The 20,902-nt window shown below is 71.9% G+C and carries 20 protein-coding genes; 10 read left to right on the top strand and 10 right to left on the bottom strand.

All coding sequences use genetic code 11. The features are described from left to right. Window positions 1-66: 66 nt before the first annotated feature. From VFL28_06565 to VFL28_06555, 3 genes are all read right to left on the bottom strand, one after another. Window positions 67-744 (bottom strand): hypothetical protein, encoded by a 678-nt coding sequence (locus VFL28_06565; protein ID HET7264314.1) that lies wholly within the window; start codon window positions 742-744, stop codon window positions 67-69. A 254-nt stretch (window positions 745-998) separates the two neighbouring features. Further along, window positions 999-1,913 (bottom strand): DMT family transporter, encoded by a 915-nt coding sequence (locus VFL28_06560; protein HET7264313.1) that lies wholly within the window; start codon window positions 1,911-1,913, stop codon window positions 999-1,001. Continuing rightward, on the bottom strand, window positions 1,910-2,866 hold the full coding sequence (locus VFL28_06555) for a fumarylacetoacetate hydrolase family protein (GenBank protein ID HET7264312.1): 957 nt from the start codon (window positions 2,864-2,866) through the stop codon (window positions 1,910-1,912). Before VFL28_06555 ends, VFL28_06560 begins: the two co-directional genes overlap by 4 nt. Window positions 2,867-3,011: 145 nt before the next feature. Here VFL28_06555 and VFL28_06550 point away from each other — a divergent pair, with 145 nt between their 5' ends. From VFL28_06550 to tadA, 5 genes are all read left to right on the top strand, one after another. Then, window positions 3,012-3,560, top strand: coding sequence for a transcriptional repressor (locus tag VFL28_06550; GenBank protein ID HET7264311.1), 549 nt, complete (start codon window positions 3,012-3,014; stop codon window positions 3,558-3,560). Then, window positions 3,553-4,086, top strand: a complete 534-nt coding sequence (locus VFL28_06545; protein HET7264310.1) for a VIT family protein — start codon at window positions 3,553-3,555, stop codon at window positions 4,084-4,086. Before VFL28_06550 ends, VFL28_06545 begins: the two co-directional genes overlap by 8 nt. Before the next feature lie 102 nt (window positions 4,087-4,188). Further along, window positions 4,189-4,983 (top strand): aldolase/citrate lyase family protein, encoded by a 795-nt coding sequence (locus tag VFL28_06540; GenBank protein ID HET7264309.1) that lies wholly within the window; start codon window positions 4,189-4,191, stop codon window positions 4,981-4,983. Between the two features lie 8 nt (window positions 4,984-4,991). Then, on the top strand, window positions 4,992-5,615 hold the full coding sequence (locus tag VFL28_06535) for a hypothetical protein (protein ID HET7264308.1): 624 nt from the start codon (window positions 4,992-4,994) through the stop codon (window positions 5,613-5,615). Between the two features lie 7 nt (window positions 5,616-5,622). Continuing rightward, window positions 5,623-6,105 carry a tRNA adenosine(34) deaminase TadA gene (gene tadA, locus VFL28_06530; GenBank protein ID HET7264307.1) on the top strand — a complete coding sequence of 161 codons (483 nt, stop codon included), beginning with the start codon at window positions 5,623-5,625 and terminating at the stop codon, window positions 6,103-6,105. A gap of 106 nt (window positions 6,106-6,211) precedes the next feature. Here the strand turns inward: tadA and VFL28_06525 are convergent, their stop codons facing one another. Further along, on the bottom strand, window positions 6,212-7,063 hold the full coding sequence (locus VFL28_06525) for a PhzF family phenazine biosynthesis protein (GenBank protein HET7264306.1): 852 nt from the start codon (window positions 7,061-7,063) through the stop codon (window positions 6,212-6,214). A gap of 286 nt (window positions 7,064-7,349) precedes the next feature. Here VFL28_06525 and VFL28_06520 point away from each other — a divergent pair, with 286 nt between their 5' ends. From VFL28_06520 to VFL28_06500, 5 genes are all read left to right on the top strand, one after another. Further along, entirely contained in the window at window positions 7,350-8,351 is a 1,002-nt protein-coding gene (locus VFL28_06520; protein HET7264305.1) for an ornithine cyclodeaminase family protein, read from the top strand. Between the two features lie 110 nt (window positions 8,352-8,461). Beyond that, the gene (locus tag VFL28_06515) at window positions 8,462-9,508 is read left to right on the top strand and encodes an ABC transporter substrate-binding protein (GenBank protein HET7264304.1); all 1,047 of its coding nucleotides are present in this window, start codon (window positions 8,462-8,464) and stop codon (window positions 9,506-9,508) included. 18 nt (window positions 9,509-9,526) lie between these two features. After that, the gene (locus VFL28_06510; protein HET7264303.1) at window positions 9,527-10,357 is read left to right on the top strand and encodes an ABC transporter ATP-binding protein; all 831 of its coding nucleotides are present in this window, start codon (window positions 9,527-9,529) and stop codon (window positions 10,355-10,357) included. Further along, window positions 10,354-11,952 (top strand): ABC transporter permease subunit, encoded by a 1,599-nt coding sequence (locus VFL28_06505; GenBank protein HET7264302.1) that lies wholly within the window; start codon window positions 10,354-10,356, stop codon window positions 11,950-11,952. Before VFL28_06510 ends, VFL28_06505 begins: the two co-directional genes overlap by 4 nt. 37 nt (window positions 11,953-11,989) lie before the next feature. After that, on the top strand, window positions 11,990-13,819 hold the full coding sequence (locus VFL28_06500) for an adenine deaminase C-terminal domain-containing protein (protein HET7264301.1): 1,830 nt from the start codon (window positions 11,990-11,992) through the stop codon (window positions 13,817-13,819). A gap of 125 nt (window positions 13,820-13,944) precedes the next feature. On the opposite strand, the gene acs is transcribed toward VFL28_06500, so the two are convergent. From acs to VFL28_06470, 6 genes are all read right to left on the bottom strand, one after another. Next, window positions 13,945-16,050: an acetate--CoA ligase gene (gene acs, locus VFL28_06495; GenBank protein ID HET7264300.1), complete on the bottom strand. Its 2,106-nt coding sequence runs from the start codon at window positions 16,048-16,050 to the stop codon at window positions 13,945-13,947. A 159-nt stretch (window positions 16,051-16,209) separates the two neighbouring features. After that, entirely contained in the window at window positions 16,210-17,418 is a 1,209-nt protein-coding gene (locus tag VFL28_06490) for a Xaa-Pro peptidase family protein (GenBank protein ID HET7264299.1), read from the bottom strand. Window positions 17,419-17,422: 4 nt separating this feature from the next. Further along, window positions 17,423-18,283, bottom strand: coding sequence for a hypothetical protein (locus VFL28_06485; GenBank protein HET7264298.1), 861 nt, complete (start codon window positions 18,281-18,283; stop codon window positions 17,423-17,425). 120 nt (window positions 18,284-18,403) lie between these two features. Further along, window positions 18,404-19,087, bottom strand: coding sequence for an ATP-binding cassette domain-containing protein (locus VFL28_06480; GenBank protein HET7264297.1), 684 nt, complete (start codon window positions 19,085-19,087; stop codon window positions 18,404-18,406). Beyond that, window positions 19,080-19,793: an ATP-binding cassette domain-containing protein gene (locus VFL28_06475; GenBank protein ID HET7264296.1), complete on the bottom strand. Its 714-nt coding sequence runs from the start codon at window positions 19,791-19,793 to the stop codon at window positions 19,080-19,082. Before VFL28_06475 ends, VFL28_06480 begins: the two co-directional genes overlap by 8 nt. After that, a complete protein-coding gene (locus tag VFL28_06470; protein ID HET7264295.1) occupies window positions 19,790-20,800 on the bottom strand; it encodes a hypothetical protein in 1,011 nt (336 codons plus the stop codon). Before VFL28_06470 ends, VFL28_06475 begins: the two co-directional genes overlap by 4 nt. Window positions 20,801-20,902 lie beyond the last annotated feature (102 nt).

Genomic DNA, 20,902 nt, shown 5'->3' with positions numbered 1-20,902 from the left:
ACGGCGGCCCGGTCAGGTCTGGGGCGCGGACTCCACCGTCGGCACGATCCCGGTCGGGCAGGCGCTCTAGGAACCGCTCGCGCAGGGCGGCAGCGTGATCTGAATCGCCGCGCCGTAGTCGTAGTAATCGATCGCCTGATCGCCGCGGGGTGTCGCGAGCACGACGCGCCGCGGCAGACTGTTCGCGGCGCCGACGTAGAGCGTGTTCTTGATGGCGGCGCCGCCCATCTGCCCGCCGCCGGCGCCCTGCACCGTGTAGACGTACACGTGCATGGGTTCGCCGTCGATCGCCGCGTCGGGCGCGCGTGCAACGTCTACCGTTCCCTGAAAGGCCGTGGGGTCGCTCATCCTCGGTATCTGCGGAGCGTTTACGCACCGCCATCCGGACGGCGAGCCGGACGCGGTCGTGCGCATCCGTGACTGGCCGCCGACCACGATGAATTCCGCGCCGCCATTCTGCATCTGCATCGTGGAGTGCATCGCGCCGGTGGCCGGGACGACTTCCACCACCATGCTGCCCTGCGGCATCGCGGCCTTCATCCGGTATCCCGACAGCGCGCCGAGCTTCTGGTAGGCCGCGGTCACCTCGCGCCACGCGGCGGCGTCGCCGTTCACCGTCAGATCGGCGGAGGCCGGACCGGCGAGGGTCGTCGCGAGGAGCAGGACGAGTGCCGCGAGCAGGGCGGCGACCGGCGTCGCCCTGCTCGCGGTGGCGTATGTCGGCGTTGCGCGTGTGGGGGTCATGGTACGCGGATTCGGCGGAAGGGGGGAGCCGCCCTGTGTGCGGCGCCGCCCCGACCCTGGCCGGACCACTCGTTGACCGCCTCCGTTATCCGCGCCGCTCGGCGTGAAGGAGGCCGATCCCGGCGCAGAGCGGGGATTACGGCGAGGGCGGGAGCCGGCGACCATGTCCGGGCGGAGTCGCATGGCGTTACCGGACCGCCCCCGCCGCAACTTGTCTTCTAGGTTATACCCGGCTGCCGGGGGACCGCTACGTTCTATCGAGATGCGGGCCGCGCGCGCGTCCCGGCGGTCAGCGCGATGCCCGCGAGCACCAGCCCCGTTCCCGTCCAGAACCACCGGTCCAACTGCTCGCCGAACAGCGCCGCGGACGCGAACACGCCGACGAGGGGCTGCAGGTACTGCAGCGCGGCGGGAATGCGGGCCGGCAGCGCGACGAGCGCGCCGAACCAGACCCACAACCCCGCGACCGTGACGAGGAGGCCGAGGTAGAGCACGACGCCGGCCGCCTCGAGCGTTATGCGCACCGGTGCGTGCCCGAGTTCCCACGCCGACACGGGGACGAGCGCCGCCGCGCCGGCGAGCGAACTAATCGCCGCGACCGTGAGGACCGAATGGCGTTCGATCAACTCGACGCTCAAGACGTAATAGAGCGCCACCGCGACGGCGGAGAGCAGCACGAGCCCTACGCCGGTGAGCAGATGCGGACTTGCCTGGCCGCTCGTCGCCCCGGCGGCCGTGAGCCGCGCCCATGTCCGCGGATCGCCGCCCGCGACCAGCGCCACCCCCGCGAGCGCGGCGACGAGGCCCCCGGCCTGGACACCGCCCACCGGCTGCCGCAGCCGCACGGCCGCAAGGGCCACCACGAAGACGGGAATGAGCGCCGACACGACGGTCGCCACCGACGCCGGGGTCAGCCGGACGCCAAGGGTCTGCGCGACCTGGCCGATACCGATGCCGAGCAGCCCGAGACCGGCCGCGGCCGCGGTGCCGCGGGCCTCCGGCAGCCGGCGTGCCCGCAGCATCCAGAGAAAGCACGGCGCCGCGGTCAGATAGCGCAGCGCCGTGAGCGTCAGCGGCGGTAGGTCACGCAGTCCGAGTTTGGTGAGCGGGATCGATCCACCCCAGACGATCGCGAGCAGCACCAGCGCGCCGAGGGACCGGGCGATCATCCCGCCGGGGCAACCACCGGCGTCTCGAGAACGCCCACCTTGGTGATCGAGATGCGGACCGTATCGCCCGCGCGCAGCCAGCGCGGCGGCTTGCGGGCGAACCCCACGCCGCTCGGCGTGCCGGTGGCGATGATGTCGCCGGGCTCGAGCGTCATCGCCCGCGAGACGTCCGCGATGAGGTAGGCGACCGAGAAGATCATCGTGTTGGTGCCGGCTTCCTGGAGACGTTCCCCGCTCACGTCCACCGTGAGCGTGAGCGACTGCGGGTCCGGGACCTCGTCGCGCGTGACGAGCGCCGGGCCGAGCGGACCGCTGCGGTCGAAGTTCTTGCCGATCATCCACTGCGTCGTCCGGCGCTGATAGTCGCGGATGGAGATGTCGTTGAAGAGCGTGTAGCCGGCGACGTAGTCGAGCGCCCGCGATTCCGGAATGTCGTGTCCGCGCCGTCCGATGACTGCGGCCAGTTCGCCTTCGTAGTCCACCTGCCCGCTGACCGACGGCAGCACGTACGGCTCGCCCGGGCCGAGCAGGCTGTGTGGAAACCGGCCGAAGTAGATCGGGATCTCCGGCGGCTCGCCGCCGCCTTCCCGGGCGTGTTCGGCGTAGTTGCGTCCGACGCAGAGGATCTTGGGCGGCGCGGGCACCGGCGGCAGCAGGCGCACGTCGCCGGAGCGCCAGACCACCCCGTCGCTCTCGAGCGCGCGCCCCCCCGCACCGCCGAGCGCCCGGCGGACTTCTCCCACGACCTCGCGTGCGAATGCCAGCGCTTCGTCGCCGCCGGCCAACACCTGGGTCATCGACGGCGGAAGCAAGACGCGGGCCCGCGCGCCGGGCCGCGACACCCCCCGCGCCGCGTAGTGCTCGCGGGCCGCACGGGTGAGATCGATGAGCCAGTCGCCTTCCCAAGCACCCACGCGGGTCTGCCCTCGGGCCGCGAAGGTTACCAGGCGCATTCGTCACCTCCCACACAATCGCCCGCGCGGGGAACGCACGGGCGTTTCCCCGCGCGGCGGATCTGACAGATACTTGGCCCCGTGCGCGCACGGTCCCTGTCACGCGGCGTTGACAGGCGGCCGGCCGGCCGTTAGATTACCGATAATGAGTCTTAATAAGAACTCGGTCCTGAAAACGACGCGCGCCGCCGGGCCGGCGGGGGCGTGGGCCGGGTTGCGCCGGCTGCTGCGCGGCCGCGGCGGCCGCCTCACCCCGCAGCGCATGGCGATTTACGACGCCGTCGTCGGGCGGACGACGCACCCGAGCGTCGAAACCGTCTACGCCGAGGTCCGGGCACGGTTTCCTGGCGTCGGCCGGGCGACCATCTACGCCACGCTCGGCCTGTTCGCGGAGCTCGGGCTCGTCCAGGAAGTGGGCGGACGCGTGCGGCGCTACGACGGCCGCGCGGGACGCCACGTCAATCTGGTCTGCGAGCGCTGCGGCGGGGTGACCGATGTCGCCGATCCGCGGCTCGAGGCCTTTGAGCGGAGGACCGCCTTGCGCGCCGGGTTCGATGTGCGATCCGCTCGGTTCGAGTTGCACGGTGTCTGCCCGCGCTGCCGCGCGTTCGCGCGGCGGGGGACGGCGTTCTCGCGCGGCGGCGCGCACGGCCGCGGCGTGGGACGGGGGACCGAGGCGGCGCGCGATGCCTGAGGTCCGCGGCGAAGTCACGATCCCCGGGGTCAAGCAGGATCTCGAGGCGCTCGAGCGGCACAGTACCAGTTATCTGCTCAAGGTCGTGCAGCCGGCTCTGCTCGGCCTCATGGACGGATCGATTTCGACGCTCGCGCCGCTCTTTGCGACCGCGTTCGCGACACGCAACCCGCACACCGCGCTGCTCGTCGGCACCGCTGCAGCGCTCGGCGCGGGGATCAGCATGGGCTTCGCCGAGGCGCTGTCGGATACCGGCAAGCTCACCGGCCGCGGGCACCCGTTTGCGCGCGGCACGATCACCGGGGTCGCGACGCTCATCGGCGGCATCCTCCACGCGCTGCCGTTTCTGATCCCGCACATCGGGCTGGCGCTCGCGGTCGCGTACTTGGTGGTCGGCGTCGAACTGGTCGTGATCGCGCTGATCCGCTACCGGTACTTCCAGCTGAGCTTCTGGCTCTCGATTCTGCAGGTCGTGGTGGGCGGCGGCCTGGTCTTCCTCGCGGGCGTGTTGATCGGCAAGTCCTAGCGGCCCGCGCGGCGCGGGCGCGGCGCGACTCGCGCACCGCGGGTGGGCGCAGAGGGATTTCCCCCGCGCGGAATGGAACAGAGCGTGGGAGGAAATCTGCGAATGCTCAGCAACCCGGTCAAGACGAAAATCCGCGCGGGCGAAGCGGCCTTCGGCACGATCTGCGCGCTGCCGTCTCCCGAGGTCGTCGAGATCATCGGCGTCGCCGGCTACGACTGCGTCCTGATCGACCTCGAGCACGGCCCGCTGGACGTCGAAACGGTACAGGCGATGGGCCGCGCCTGCCGCGCCACGGGCATCGTGCCGTTCGCACGCGTGCCCGACGGCAACCCCAAGACGATCCTCCGCATGCTCGACAGCGGCTGCCTCGGCGTGATGGTGCCGCAGGTCGAGACGCCGGAGCAGGCGGCGGACGTCGTCGCCGCCTGCCGGTACCCGCCGGCCGGCCGGCGCAGCCTCGCCGGCAACACGGTGGCGGCGAACTGGGGGGTCGTGCCGGCCGCGGATCACGTCCCGGCGAGCAACGACGCGGTGCTGTCGATCGTGCAGATCGAGACCCGCCGGGCGCTGGAGGCCGTGGAGAAGATCGTCCGCGTGCCCGGGCTCGATATGATCTTCATCGGTCCGAACGATCTCTCGACGAGCCTGGGGCATCCCGGCGAGATGCGCCACCCCGAGGTCCAGGAGGCGATCCGCCGGATTCTCAAGGCCGCGCGCGATGCCGAGACTCTCTCCGGCATCCTGACGCTCACCCCCCAAGACGTCGAGACCTACCGGCCCCAGGGCGCGGGCCTCATGCTCGACGGCATCGGGCGGTTGTTGCTCGGCGCGGCGCAGCAGCAGGTCAAGGGGCTTCGCGACGCCGCGGCGCGGGCCGCGGTTTCCGGCCGCCCGTAGCCCAGCGTATGGCCGGCAGGCTCGACTACCACGATCCGTTTCACGAATTCGCCGGCCGCCTGACCGAAGCGCTCGAAGACAACCACCTGATCGTTTCGGGGTACGCGTTCCTCGTGGACGTGGACCACATGAGCCGCGAATACCGGTACGTCGTCCACCTCGAGAGCGAGCCGCCCGCGGATGCCCCGCAGACCTCGGCGTGGCCGTGGGCCGAACTGCGCTTCCTCGTCGACGCGCTCTCGTTCGGACGCCACATCGCCGAGTACGATGAAGGGGTCGAGTTCTCGCGCACCGTGCACGAAGAAGTGCAGGTCTTCGGCGAGCTTCTCACCGAGGTGACGATGGACCGGTTGCTCGTGCCGCCCGACGTCGTTGCGCTGCGGCGCGCGATCGGGCCCGCGGGCGCCGACCCCGGGGTGCCGAGCATCAGCCTGCAGCAGCACTTCTCGACCGAAGACGCGCCGCCCGTCTACAGCGCGCGCGTGCAGTCGAGCGTCGTGCTCAAGGAAGACGAGTTGGTCGAAGAGGATCGTCCCCGCAAGATCGCCCAGTCGGTCTCCGCGCTGCTGACCGCCCTCCAGGTGCTCCACCTGGCGGCCGAAAGCGCGCCCATGCCCAATCCCAACGAGTAGGTTTCGCATGTCCGGCATCCCGCCGGGTCCCGCGTCGTCCTTGGGCGACGAACGGTTCATGCGCGCGGCTCTGGTCGAGGCGGCCGAGGCCGGCGCGCTCGGGGACGTGCCGATCGGCGCCGTGATTGTGCGCGACGGGCGGATCGTCGCCCGCGGTCAGAACCGCCGCGAAGTGGATCGCGATCCCACGGCCCACGCGGAGATGCTCGCGCTCAGAGAGGCGGCGCGCCACCTCGGCGGTTGGCGGTTGTCCGGCTGCACCGTCTACGCGACGCTGGAGCCTTGTCCCATGTGCGCCGGTGCGATGATCCAGGCTCGGATCGACCGGCTCGTGTACGGCGCGAGGGATCCCAAGGCGGGGGCGGCCGGCGGCGTGGTCGATTTGTTCCACGGCGCCCGGTTCAATCACACCGTTGCGGTGGCGGGCGGCGTCTGCGAGGCGGAATGCGCGGAACTGCTCCGGCGATTCTTCGCGATGCTGCGCGCGTGACCCGGGACGATACGGAATTGGTAGGGTCGATCGGCACCGGGTGGATTGGTGAATGCGGCGGTTGTCCTTCCTCGCGGTCATCCCGGCGGCGCCGCGCCCGCCTCGCTTACGCTTCGACGTGGCCGCTGATGCAGGTGATCGTGCGGCCGCCGACCCAGACCGTGCCGTCGCCGTCGCGGTGGATGTGGACGCGCCCGACGCAGCCCAGCACCGTGCCCTGACTCGCGACATACGGGGACCCCGCCCGGCCGGCGTCCAAAAGCCACGGCGCCAGCGACGCGTTGAGACTGCCGGTCACCGGATCTTCGGCGGTGGCGCCCTGCTTCGGGAAGAACGCCCGCACTTCGAACGCGGCGGGGGACCCCGCCGGATATGGACCGACGACGCCGATGGGCATGTCGACCGTGCCGGGCTCCAGCGCCAGCACCGCCTCCGCGCTCGCGAGCAGCACTCCGATCCATCCGGGGCCGTTGTCGCACCAGGCGGCGTCGACGATGCCGTCCCGGTCGATCCGCAGCATCGACGCGACACGGCGCACCAGCGCGTCCTCTGCCGGCCCGCTGCGGATCACCGGCGGCGCCGCAAACGCGAGGCGGTCATCGTCGCGCCGGATCCGGATGAGGCCGGCGGGACTTTCCTGGACGACGGTCTCGCCGCGCTTCGGCCTGCCTCCCGTCCCCAGCCACGCGTGGCACGTGCCGAGCGTCGGGTGGCCGGCGAACGGCAGTTCGGCGGCCGTCGTGCCGCGCGTGCCGAGCGGCGCGAAGATGCGCACGCGGTAGTCGGCCTCGGGCCGCGTCGGCGGCAGCACGAACGCCGCCTCCGACAAGTTCGTCCACCGCGTGATGTGCTCCATCTGATCCTGCGTTAGGCCCTCGCCGTCGAGCACGACCGCCACGGGATTGCCGGCGTAGGGCGTCGTCGTGAACACGTCGACCTGCTGGAAGCGGCGTCGCATCATGCCGGACATTCTAACGTACGCGGGGCGGCGCCGAAAGACACGGCGCAGGAATTTTCCACCATAACACCCGGTGTTCCGCCGCGGGCGGGCGGCACACCCATCGGTATTACCGGAGTGGCAGTCCGGGCGGAGGCGTCGATCGCGGTACGGTTCGAGGCGTGTCGCGGTCGAACGAGCTGGCCCGCAGCAGGCACTCGATGTGCGCGCGCCGGTGGGAGGGACCTCCCGCCGCGCGCGCCGAACACGGTGCCCGCGGTCCACGACGCGTACACGGGTGTGAGAGATGGCCCTGCTCCTGAGAGAGCCGCATCTCCGCGAACTGCTCACGATGCGCGATCTCATTCCGCTCATGGCGCGCACGCTCGGCACGTTCAGCGGCGGCGGCGCCGTGCAGCCGCCGCGATCGGTCGTCCCGATTGCGCCGCACGAGGGGTTCCTCGGGCTCATGCCGGCCTATCTGTCGGCGAGCGCCGCGGGCGCCGCGGATGAAGCTCTCGGCCTGAAGGCGGTCGCCGTCTACCCGGGCAACACCGGCCGTCGCCTGCCGACCCATCTCGCGACGATTCTGCTGCTCGATCCGGCCACGGGCGTTCTGCTGGGAGTGCTGGACGGACGGCTGATTACGGAGATGCGCACGGCGGCGGTCTCGGCCGCCGCGACCGATCGGCTCGCCCGCGCGGACGCGGACGTGCTGGCGATCATCGGCGCGGGTGTGCAGGCGCGCAGCCACGTCGAGGCGCTGCGCGAGGTCCGGCCGCCGTCGGAGGTCCGAGTGTGGAGCCGGACCCAGGCGCACGCGGATCGCTTCGCGTCAGAGATGCGTGAGCGGTTCGGCGTGCGGATCGCGGTGACCGCCTCGGCGGAAGCCGCCGTCCGCGGCGCCGGCGTGATCTGTACCGTCACCAACAGCCGGGCGCCGATTGTTGAAGCGGCGTGGCTCGCCGCCGGCTCGCACATCAACTCGGTCGGAGCCGCCCAGCCGCAGTGGCACGAACTCTCGACCGAGGCGCTCCGCCGGGCGCGGCTGTTCGTGGATTCACGCGCAGGCGCGGTCGTCGAAGCCGGCGACATCGTGGCCGCGATCCGCGGGGGCGCGATCACGGAACGGCACATCGTCGCGGAGATCGGCGAGGTCTTCACCGGACGCCACGCCGGGCGCGAGAGCCGGGATGAGATTACGCTGTTCACGTCCGTCGGGATCGCCGTCGAGGACGTCGCGACCGCGCGGTTCGCCTACGCGCGCGCGCAGGCGCGGGGGGTCGGCGAAGAGATCCGGCTCGAGTGACGCGCGCCGGAGGGCGGCGGCGGCCGCGGCCCGATGGAGGGAACCACCGCGCCGCGTCCGTACGTAGTCTCATAGTTCTTCACGATCCACTCCCTGACGAGGTGACCGAGATGGGTGCACGCCCGTTGACGGCGGTCATGGGCCGCCGGACGCTCCTGCGCCGTTCGTTCGAGGCGGCCGCCGCGATCGCGGCGGGCAGCCGGCTCGCCGGCAAATCAGCCGACCGCGCCGAGGCCGCGACGCGCGCGGCGGTGCAGTTCGGCTGGGTGAAGACCGTGGAGTTCGCCGGCAGCTTCATCGCCGACGCGAACGGCTACTACAAGGACGAGGGGTTGGACGTTGACATGATCTCGGGCGGCCCCGGCATCGACGTGGTGACGTCCATCGTCTCCGGGAAGGCGCTTTTCGGGTGCGGGACGGGCGCGCAGATCCTGGCGAAGGCGCGGGAGCGCGGGGCGCCGATCAAGGTGCTCGGCGTTCTCTATCAGAAGAGCCCGCTCGCGATTCTCTCGCTGAAGAAGAATCCGATCCGCACGCCGCAGGACCTGATCGGCAAGCGCGTCGGCGTGGCCGCCGCGGACAGCATCCCGTGGACGACGTGGATCGCGCTCAACCACCTGGACGCGGCGAAGGTCACCCGCGTTCCCGTGCAGTTCGACCCGGCGCCGCTCGTGACGGGGGACGTGGACGCGTTTGTCTCGTTCGCCACCGAGCAGCCGGTGGAATTACAGGTCTCCGGCGTGCCGGTGGAGTTTTTCCTGTTCGCCGACTACGGCTATTCGTCGTACTCCGGCTGCTATTACGTGCTCGAAGACACGCTGCGCAGCCGCCGCGCGGACGTGGTCCGCTTCCTGCGGGCGGAGATCCGCGGGTGGCAGGCCAACGCCGCCAATCCGTCGCTCGGCGCGAAGCTCACCGTGGAGAAGTACGGGAAGGCGCTCGGCCTGAGCTACATGTCGCAGTACCTCGGCAACAAGGTCACGATCGAGAAGCTGATGCAGACCCCCGTGACCGCGCAGCACGGCCTGCTGTGGATGGCCGATGCCGACATCGCCAAGAACGTGGACCTCTTCAAGCGCACCGGCATCAACGTCGGCGCCGAGCTGTTTACCACCGACGTGTTGCAGGAGATCTATCACGGCCGGACCCGCGTCTAGGCGCGCCGTTTCAGCCACATGAGCGCCGGCGAGTCCGGCGCCGGGCTCGTCCTCGAAGGCGTCCGCAAGACCTTCCTGCTCGACGGGAAGCCGGTCTACGCGATCGGCCGCATGGACCTGCGCGTCGCGGCCGGCGCGTTCGTCGCGCTGCTCGGCCCTTCGGGCTGCGGCAAATCGACGGCGCTCCGCATCCTCGCCGACCTGGAGACGCCCACCGAGGGCCGCGTGCTCGTCGAAGGCGGACCGCCGGCGGAGGCTCGGCGGCAGCACCGCGTGGCGATCGCCTTCCAGGATCCCGCGCTGCTCCCGTGGCGGACCGTGCTCGGCAACGTGATGCTGCCGCTCGAAGTCACGGGCCTCGAGGCGTCCCGGCCCGAGATTCTCGACCTAATCGCGCTCGTCGGCCTGACGGGTTTCGAGGGCGCGCGCCCGGCGCAGCTGTCCGGCGGCATGCGGCAGCGCGCGGCGATCGCGCGGGCCCTCGTCACCCGCCCGCGCGTGCTGCTGCTCGACGAGCCGTTCGGCGCCCTCGACGAGATGACGCGGCAGCGCATGAACCTCGAACTCCTCCGCATCTGGGGCGAGCAGGCTCCGACGACGCTGCTCGTCACGCACTCGATCGCCGAGGCGGTCTTCCTCGCCGACCGAGTGGTGGTGATGACTCCGCAGCCGGGCGAGGTGCGCGCGGAAGTTGCGATCGACCTGCCGCGGCCGCGCGGCCCCGAGGTGCTGCGCAGCCCGCGTTTCCACGCGCTGTGCGACCGGCTGAGCGAGCTGCTCTTCGCCCCGCCGCAGGCCGGGCCCCCGGCCGAGCCCGGGCGGCCTCCGGCGGGCGCCGCCGTTCGATGATCGGTTCCCCCGCGGTGCGCGGCGCACCGGGCCGGCTCGACGCGGTGCTGGGTCCCGCGGCGCTGCTCGTCCTCTGGCAGGTGCTGGGGAGCGTGCTGCCGTGGGCGCGGTACACGATCTCGTCGCCCGCCGCGATCGTGCTGCGGGCGTGGCACGACCTTCCCATCTACCCCGCCAACGTCGGCGCGACCCTTTGGGAGGCCGCGCGCGGCTTCTTCTGGGGCAACCTCGCGGCGATCGTGCTCGCCCTCGTCATCATGCAGGCCCGCCGGCTGGAGGGCCTGCTGATGCAGATCGCGATCGTGATCTACGCGACCCCGCTGCTCGCGATCGCGCCGATCATCGCCGTCGTGCTGCCGGGCGACGAGCCTAAGGTCGCGCTCGCGGCGCTCGCGGTGTTCTTTCCGACCGTGATCACGTCGCTGATCGGGCTGCGTTCCGCCGACGGCGCCTCGCTCGACCTGATCCACACGCTCGGGGGGCGGGCGCTCGACGCGCTGCGCAAGGTGCGGCTGCCGGCGAGCGTGCCGTGGCTGCTCGCGGGGTTCCGCGTCGCGGCGCCCGGCGCGATTCTCGGCGCGATTCTCGGCGAGTTTCTGGGCGGCGACCGCGGGCTCGGTGTGGCCATGGTCAACGCGATGGCGACGCTCGACACGCCGCGGGTGTGGGGGCTCGCGATCGTCGCGAGCGCCCTCGCCGGGGGCGGCTACGCGCTCGCCGCGACGGCCGCCCGCGCGCTCGTGACGTGGGCGCCCCCGCTGGACGCGTCGCCGGCGCTGACCGGGCGGACGGACGGCTCGGCCGGCGCCGCGTACTGGGCGGTACGGCGCGCCGGTTTGACTCTCGTGTCGCTCGGGGTGCTGCTCGGGCTCTGGGTCGCGTTCATCCGCGTCTTTCATTTGAACCCGTTCTTTGCGAAGACTCCGGCGCAGGTGCTGCGCGACCTCGTCGTCGGGGCTGCGGCGGCCGACAACCGGCGGGCGCTCGCGGCGGCGCTCGCGATGACGCTCGAGGACGCCGCGGCGGGGTTTGCGGTCGGGACGCTCGCGGCCGCCTCTGTCGCGGTGCTGTTCGTCGTCTATCCGCGGCTCGAGCGGGCGTTCATGCCGGTTGCGATCACGCTGCGGTCCGTGCCCGTCATCGCGATGACTCCGCTGCTCGTGCTGCTGTTCGGCCGGGGTATCGCCGGCACGACGGCCATCACGGGGATCATCACGTTCTTCCCGACGCTGGTGAACGTGATGCAGGGGCTGCGGTCGGCGCCGCCGCAGGCGGTCGAGGTGCTGCGGCTGTACGCCGCGTCGCCGTGGACGGTGGTCTGGAAGGTGCGGATGCCCAGCGCGCTGCCGAGCGTGTTCGCCGCGGCCCGGATCTCCGTGCTCGCGTCGCTCCTCGGCGCGATCGTGGCGGAATGGCTCGCGACCGGCCGGGGCCTCGGCTACCTCATGATCATCGCGCGCGCACAGTTTCAGTTCACGATGCTCTGGGCGGCCGGCATGCTCGTGACCCTCGTGTCGGTCCTGCTCTACGGGATGCTGACGTGGATCGAGGCGCCGGTGCTGCGGCGGTACGCGCCGAGCCAGGCGGGCCGGTGAGGCGCGCGCCGATGCGCGACGACGGGAGGAAGCGGTTGTGACTGCGCCGTGGCACGTGGAGCCGGCGTACGACCGGCGTGCGCTGATCGAGGCGGCGGCGGGACGGCGGGAGCTGGATCTCGTGCTGCGGGGCGTGACGCTGCTGAACGTGTTCACCGGCGAGACGTATCCCGCCGACGTCGGCATCTTCGCGGGGCGCGTCGCGCACGTCACGGCGCCCGGCGACGCGCCGCTCGACGGGCGCACGGTCCTCGACCGGCGGGGCCTCGTTGCGATCCCCGGCCTGATCGACACGCACGTGCATATCGAGAGCAGCATGATCACGCCGGCGCATTATTCGGATGCCGTCGTGCCGCACGGAACCACCACCGCGTTGATCGATCCGCACGAACTCGCCAACGTCCTGGGCCTCGCCGGTGTGCGCTACATGCTCGAAGCGTCCGAGGCGATTCCCCTGCGCGTCCTCGTCATGGCGCCGTCGTGCGTGCCGTCCGCGCCCGGTGTCGAGACCGCGGGCGCCGAGTTCGATCGGGCGGAGATCGAGGAGATGCTGGGATGGCCGCGCGTAGCCGGGCTCGCCGAGGTGATGGACTATCCCGGCGTCCTGCGGGGCGAGGGACGCATGATGCGCCTGCTCGAGGCGACCGAGCGGGCCGGCGGCCTGATCCAGGGCCACGCGCCGCGCGTGCGCGGCCGCAACCTCTCCGCCTACGCGGCGGCCGGCATCGACTCGGACCACGAGAACCGTGAAACCCAGGACGGGCTGGCGAAGTTGCGGGCGGGCATGTACCTGGAGGTGCGCGAGAGTTCCCTCTCCGCGAACGCCGCGGCGCTCGCGGCGGCGCTGCGCGGACGGGGCCCTCTGCCCAACGTGACGCTGTGCACCGACGACGTCGTGCCGGAGGACCTCCTGCGGCACGGCGGCATCGACCACGTCGCCCGGCGGCTCGTGGAAGGGGGTCTTGAGCCGGTCACCGTCGCGCGGTTCGCGACCCTCAACGCCGCCAACCGGCTGCGCCGGCGGGACCTCGGCGCGCTCGCGCCGGGCCGCATCGCCGACGTCGCGCTGCTCTCCGACCTCCCGACGTTTCGCGCGGCTGAAGTCTACCGCGCCGGACGCCTGGTGGCGCAGGACGGCCGCGCGGTCGCGGGCCGGTCTCGGACGGGTCCGGCGCCGCAGAACCGCGCCGCCGCGATCGAGCGGCGGAACACCATCCATCTGCCGCGGGGACTCGGGGCGGACGCGTTTCGGATCCGGGTGCCGGAGACGCGAGACGGCGAGGCGACGATCCGGGTGATCGACTTCAACGGCCGTTCCGCGCCGGTGCGGACGACGTATGGGACGATGCGCGCGCGGGTCGCGGACGGGGAGGTCCCGCTGCTGCCGTCCGGCGACGGGCGCGAGATCGCGATGCTGGCGGTCGTCGAGCGGCACGGCCGCCACGGTGGAACCGCCTGCGCCGTGATTCGCGGGTTCGGGCCTCGGCACGGCGCGATCGCCTCCTCGGTCTCGCACGACTCGCACAACGTGACGATCGTCGGAAGCGACGCGGACGACATGCTGCTCGCCTGCCGGACGCTCGCGGAGTCGGGCGGCGGCATCGTGCTGGTGGGGGACGGACGTGTCGTCGCGCGGATCGACCTGCCGGTGGCGGGGTTGATCTCGCTCGAGCCCGCGGAAGAGGTGGCGGCGGAGGTCGCGGCGTTCCGCGCGGCCGCGGAAGCGGCCGGCATGAGCGGGGAGCGCGCCTTCACGGCAATCGTCTCCCTCACGCTGGCGGTGAGCCCGGAGGGAAAACTGTCGGATCTTGGGCTGGTGGACGTGGAGAAGCAGACGCTGCTGCCGACGGTGATCGAGCCCGCCTAGTTTCGAGCGCCGCGGCGGCGACCGTCGATCGCGAACGTGTGGGTGGAAAATGCGAGAGCGGGGCCGGCGCCGACCCCGCCCTCGTGCGACCGAATTTGTTCGGTGGCCTCAGGACACCCCGTTGACTACGGCTGCTCACCGAACCGCTTGATGTCCTCGGGCGCGTCCTTCAGCTTCACCGGACCCGCGCCCTGGACGGCCTGCCGGATCTGCTCGACGACGTCCGGGTTGGCGAGCGTCGTCACGTCGCCGGTGTCCATCGAGTTGGAGATCGCGGCCAGCACGCGCCGCATGATCTTGCCGGAACGGGTTTTCGGCATATCCGGCACGACGCGGACCTGCTTCGGGCGCGCGATCTTGCCGATGATCGTCTCGATCGCGTGCACGACCTTCTCCTGAACCTGCGGGGTCGCCGGCACGCCGGGCTTCAGCGAGACGTACACTTCCGGTACGCGGCCTTTCAAGTCGTCGACGACCGGCACGACCGCGGCTTCCGCGACCTCCGGCACCGTGAGCGAGGCGGATTCGAGCTCTTTCGTGCCGAGGCGGTGGCCGGCTACGTTGATCACGTCGTCGACCCGGCCCAAAATCCGGAAGTACCCGTCCGCGGCCTGCAGCGCGCCGTCGCCGGCGAAGTACGGCCAGTCGCGCCAGTCCTTGCTCTTGGGATCCTTGCAGTACTTCGCGTAGTACGTGCGCACGAACCGGTCGGGATCGCCCCACACCGTCTGCATGATCCCCGGCCACGGATTACGGATGCAGATGTTGCCGGCGCGGCTGCTGCCGCGGGGGATCTCGCGTCCCTGTTCGTCGTAGACGACGGGATGGATGCCGGGCGCGCCGGGCCCGGCGCTGCCGGGCTTCATCGGGTCGATCGCCGGTTTGGTGGTGCAGAGGAAGCCGCCGTTCTCGGTCTGCCACCAGGTGTCGCAGATCACGGCTTCGCGCTTGCCGACGGTGTCGTAGTACCAGCGCCACGCCTCCGGTTCGATGGGCTCGCCGACGGTCGTCATGTGCTTGAAGTGGTACCGATATTTCCTCGGCTCGTCGGGCCCGACTTTGCGCAGCAGGCGCACCGTCGTCGGCGACGTGTGGAAGATGTTCACGTCGAGACGCTCCGCGATCCGCCAGGGCCGGCCGGCGTCGGGGTAGGTCGGCACGCCTTCGTACATCACGCTCGTCGCCGCCAGCGCGAGCGGGCCGTAGACGATGTAGGAATGGCCCGTGATCCAGCCGATGTCGGCGAAGCACCAGTAGACGTCGGTGGGGTGGATGTCCTGAATGTACTTGGACGTTCCCGCGACGTACGCGAGGTATCCGCCGGTGCGGTGCTGGGCGCCCTTCGGCCGCCCCGTTGTGCCGCTCGTGTACATGATGAAGAGCGGCGCTTCCGCGTCCATCGAGACCGGCTCGACGATCTTGCCGCGGTAGCCCTCCAGCACCTCGTTCATCACGTGGTCGCGGCCCTGGACGAGCGGGGTGTTGGTGGCGGACCGGTCATGTAGACGGCGCCACACCATCACCTGGTCGACCTTCTGGCCTTCCTTGGCGGCGGTCGCGACCGCGATGTCGGCGTTCGCTTTATGGTCCAAGAGCTTTCCGTTGCGGTAGTAGCCGTCCATCGTGATCAGGACCCGGCTGCCGGAGTCGGCGATCCGGATGCCGCACGCCTCGCCGCTGAAGCCGCCGAAGACGACCGAGTGGGCGACACCGAGCCGGGCGCACGCCAGCATCGTGATCGGAAGCTCCGGCGTCATCGGCAGGTGGATCGTCACGCGGTCGCCGGTCTTGAGGCCGCAGAAGTCGCGCAGCAGCGCGGCGACTTCGTTCACCCGCGCGTACAACTCGCGATAGGTGATCACGACATGCGCATCCTGCTCGGGCTCGGGCACGAAGATGATCGCGGCCTTGTTCTTGTACTGCGCGAGGTGCCGGTCGACACAGTTGTAGCACGCGTTCAGCCTGCCTCCGACGAACCACTTCCAGAACGGCGGGTTGCTGCCGTCGAACGTCGTATGCCAGTAGCGGTCCCAGCTGAGCAGATCGCCGTACTCACGGAAGCACTCCGGGAAATTCTCGAGCTTGAAGCGGTCCATTACCGCGGGATCGGTGAGGTTGGCCTGCCCGATGAACTTGGGCCCGGGGTGATAGTACTCTTCTTCCTTCCAGTGGACCGCGATCTCCGCCTCGGTCACCGCGGTGGCGGAGCGGGTGTCGGGTGCGTCTGCCATGCCTGCTGTGCCTCCTTCGGTGGAGGAGATTGACCGGCCGAGTCCCGAGGGGAGGGACTCCAGACCGGGCTTGTTTTCAGGCCCGCCGCGTCTCGCCCGGCAGCGGCCTCGATTTCTATTCTATCGAGAGGCAAACCTGCCGCGCATGCGGCGGGCCCGTCACACCGTAAAGAGCCGCTGCTCGGCCAGGGTGAGCCGCTCGCAGCCGGTCGCGGTCACGGCGTACTGATCCTCGATCCCGGCGACGCCCACGCCCGGGAAGATCATCTTCGGCTCCACCGCGAAGACGCAGCCGGGTTCGAGCGGATCCGTGAAGCCGTCCGCAAGCACCGGCCACTCGTCGAGCTCCAGGCCGACCCCGTGGCCTACGTACCGGACGCGGTACGCGCCCGCGCCCATGAAGGCCTCCGCGTAGCCGAGCGTTTCCGCGCGTTCGAAGGAGATCCGGTTCAACGCTTCCGGCGTGACGCCCGGCCGGATCGCGGTCTCCACGGTCTTGAGGATGTCGACCGCCGCGTCGTGGGCGCGCGCGAGTCTGTCGGAGAGCCGGCCGATGACGAGCGTCCGGGTCGCGTCGATGATGTAGCCGCCCAGGACCGCGGGGGCATCGACGATGACCGGCTCCCCGCGCGCGATCCGCCGCCACCCCGCGCCGTACGGTGCCGACGGGCCCGGGCCTTCGCCGCCGAGCGGCAGGTCCGGAAAGGCGGGCACGGCCGCCGCCGGGCCGGCGGCGATCGCGCCGTAGTACGTTTCCTGGTTCCAGCCGTGCAGCCGGATCAGACCCTCGTGGCCCCGGCGCCGCGCCGCGGCTTCGATCTCCGCGGAGAATTCGAGTTCGGTCATTCCCTCGCGGAGGGCTTCGACGGCCGCGTCGAGGATGGCGTCGGAGAGCCGCGCCGTCGCCCGCAGCCGCTCCAGCTCGTACGCCGACTTGACCGAACGCAGCCTCCGCACGGCCGCGGACACGTCGGCGATCTCGACCGTCCCGAGCGCGGCGGCGTAGCGGTCCCGCACGGCGACGGGCAGCACGTCGAGTTCCATCCCCACCCGCGCGGCGGGCCGTCCCACGGCTTCTTCCAGACGCGCCGCGAGCCCGCGGAGGCTGGGCAGCGGTGCGATCCGCTCCAGCGCGCTCTCCGTGCGGGCGCGCTCGATCACCCGGCGCACCGCATAAACCGGGTCTCCCTCGGCCGGCACGATCAGGACGCCGCTTTGGACGCTGCCGCCGAAGTAAAAGAGGTTGACGTTGTGCGCGATCACCGCCGCGTCGAGCCCGGCGATGCGCAGGTGCCGCTGCAGCGTCTCGGCGCGCCGGCGCAGTTCGTCGCGCGGCGTCGACGGGGCCGGTTCGGACCCGGCGTTCATCGCGTCACCCGACCGTCCGGCGATGCGCGACGAGCAGCCGGAACGCCACGAGACCCGAGTACGGCGTCCACGACGCGGCCGCGGCGCGGACCTGAGACTCGGACAGCAGGCCCGCGCGCCCGGCGAGCCACGTCACGGCTTTGCGGATCGCGAGATCTCCGGCCGGCACGACGTCGAAGCGCCGCAGCCCCCGGAGCAGCACCCACTCCGCCGTCCAGCGTCCGATGCCCGGCAGCGCGGTCAGCGTCGCGATCGCGCTCTCCGCCGGCATCGCCTCGAGCGTGCCCTCCGATACGTCGCCGCGCTCGAAGGCGCGCGCGATGCCTCGGACCGCGACGGCTTTCGCCGTGCTCAGTCCGGGACGGCGCAGCGACGCCAGCCGTTCCAGAGCCACATCACCCGGCAGCGGAAACATCCAATAGGTGCCCCCGTCGAACTCAAACGGCCGGCCGAACCGTCTCGCAAACGCCGCGCGGTGCGCGTTGGCCGCGAGCGCGCTGATCTGCTGGCCGAGGATCGTGTGGACGAGCGCCTCAAATAGCGTGGGGTAGCCGGGGAGGGCCGCCGTGCCGCGCGATCTTCCCACGGCCCGCCGCACCGCGGCGGGGAGGCCGCGCGACAGCGCCCGCGCCGGATCGTCGAGCCCAAACAGCCGCGCAACGGTGTGCTCGAGAATTGCATGCGGCGCACTCCCGTGAAGGAGGCGGGCGGAGAGGCGGACGTCCGGGCGCGCCACCGCCCGCCGCGGGGCGGCCGCGGCGGCCAAGGAGACTTCGACGAGGACGGGTGTGCCGCGCAGCTCGAGCCGGCGGCGCCACCGTGTTCCGTCGTACCAGACGAGGGGATCGGCCGGCCCGCGACGCATGACGGCGGCCGTCGCGTGGAAATCAAAGCCCGGTGGACACGACAAGACGCTCGCGCGCACTTCAATAGAATAGCATGCGAGACGCTCGCGCCAGAACGCCGGCCGCGGCCCGGCGCGGCGCTACTCGAAGGCGGCCGCGGCGAGCGCGGCCGGCGCGCCGGAGAACACAAGCTGGCCGCCCGAGAGCACGTTGACGCGTCGCGCGATCGCGGCGTCCACGACGTCGTGCGCGGTGCAGACGACGATGCGGCCGGCCTCACTCGCGGCCCGGAGGACGCCGGCAATGCCGGCCCGGGAGCGCGCGTCCACCCCGGCCAACGGCTCGTCCACCAGCAGGACGCGTGGATCGGACAGCCACGCGCGACCGAGCGCGGCGGCCACGCGGTCCCCGGCGCCCAGGACGGCCGCCGGACGCCGCGCCGCCGCCGCGAGCGAGGGAAACCGTTCGAACCATTCCGAGAGTTGGCGTCGCACGGCGGGCCGGTCTCGGCGCCGCCACGCCCCGACCAGAAGATTGTCGCAGACACTGAGCCGCTCGATGATCCGTTCGGCGCCGCCGACATAGGCGATGCCGCGCGCCGCGCGCGCGTGTGGCCCGAGCGAGGTCACGTCCGTCCCGTCGAGCCGAATGAGCCCGCGGTCCGGACGGGCCAGCCCGGCGACGCTGCGCAGCACGGCGGACTTGCCTGACCCGTGGCCGCCGATCAGGACGAGCAGGTCGCCGGGATGCGCGAAGAGCGTGACGCCGGCGAGCGCCGCCGCACCGTCCGGGGCGGTCAGCCGGAGGTCGCGCGCCTCAAGCACCGCGCACCTCGGCCGGGCGGCCCGCGGCCGCGATGCGCCCGTCGCGCATCAGCACCGCGCGGTCGCAGAGGACGCGCAGTGACGCCGCGTCGTGCGCGGTGACCACGAGCGCGATCCCAAGATCGCGGAGACGGCGCAGCGCCGACAATACACGTCCAGCGCCGTCGGGCTCCAATCCGGCGAGCGGCTCGTCGAGAAGCGCCAGGCTCGGCGCCGCGGCCGCCACGCGCGCGAGCGTCAGCAGCCGCTGCTCCACCCGATCGAGCGCCGCGCCCGTAAGGTACATCTTGGCGTCGAGCCCGGCGATCGCGAGCCCGCGTCCGATCGCGTTGCGCGCCTCGCGCCGCGGCAATCCCCGGCCGATCGCCGCCGCCGCGAGGGCGTCGCGGATCACCGTGCCGTCGAGCGGTGCCGGCGTCTGAAATGTGCGTGCGACACCCGCGCGGGCGATGCGGCGGGCGGTCCATCCGGTAATGTCCGTGCCGCCGAGCATGATCCGGCCGCGCTGCGGACGCAGGATGCCTGAGATGACGTCGAGCAGCGCGGTTTTCCCGCTGCCGCGGGCCCCCAGCACGCCGAGCGCTTCGCCCTCCGCGACATCGACCGCGAATACGCGCTCCGGCCGCGGGCCGTCCGCGGGAAGGACCACGCCGTCGAGGCGCAGGAGCGGCCCGGCGCCGGTGCCGGTGCCGGTGCCTGCGCTCACGGGAGGCCGCGCCGCTCCGGCGGCGCGTTCCAGCTGAACGCCGCCCCGAGCACGTGCCGAGGATCCCGCAGGCCCGCGGCGGCGAGCACCGCGGCGAACGCCAGCAGCTTGAGCCCGGACGGCGCGTCGACGAGTTGCGCGATCCCGCCGATGAGGTACCCCGCCGCGGCGGGCCCGACGACGGTGCCGGCGCCGCCGAGAAGCGCCGCGGCCGGCGCGAACAGCGAGGTCTGCCAGGACACCATTGCCGGCGAGACGTGTCCGGTGGATTGCGCCGCGAGCGCGCCGGCCACGCCGGCGATCGCTCCCGCCGTCACGAACGCGAAGAGCCGGAGCCGCGGCGCGTCGAAGCCGAGGGCGTCCGCGTCCCGGTCGGCGCCGGCGGCGGCCCGAAGCGCGACGCCGGTTCGCGAGCGCACGAGGACTGTGACGAGCAGGACCCCGGCCGCGAACGCCGCCGCGGTGATCCATGTTGCCGCGCGGTCGCCGGCGAGCGCGGCTACGGGGATGGCCGTGTCGGTCACGATGCCGCCGTGCAGCACCGGCGCCATCCACATCGTGGCGAGACTGTGCGCCGCTTCCACCGTGGCGAGCGTGATCGCCGCCGTCCACACGGGCGCGAGGTTCCGCACCAGCCGGCCCTGCAGCGCGCCGGCGCATCCGCCGGCGGCCGCCGCGGCTGCGGTGAGCGCGGCCGGCGTGGCGCCGTTCGGATCCGCGGCCTGCACGATGCCGCGGTGCACGAGAAAGGCGACGGTGTAGGCTCCGGCGCCGTAGGGCAGCGCATGCCCCAGGCTCGGCAGTCCGCTGACCGCGAGCAGCACCCAGCTTACCGCGAACAAGCCCTGCACCGCGGCCGCGGTCACGACCGACCACGCGAACCGTCCGTGTGCGAGCGCGGCCGCGGCGAACGGCACCGCGATCCAGCCCGCGGCCGCCCACCACGGTAAGAGAGGCCGCACAGGCGCGGGCCGGGGCAAAGACCGGACGCGGACCGCGGCGCTCATGCGTTTGCACGCCGCCAGAGCGGCGGCCGTCTCACCACCGCCGCTGCGGCGAGGACGATGACGGGCACGAGGACCGCCCACTGCGGCGCGATGTAATTGGCC

The organism is bacterium, assembly GCA_035691305.1.
GTDB lineage: Bacteria > Sysuimicrobiota > Sysuimicrobiia > Sysuimicrobiales > Segetimicrobiaceae > DASSJF01.
Note: the sequence above shows the minus strand (reverse complement) of the source record. Positions and strands in the feature narration are given on the sequence as shown.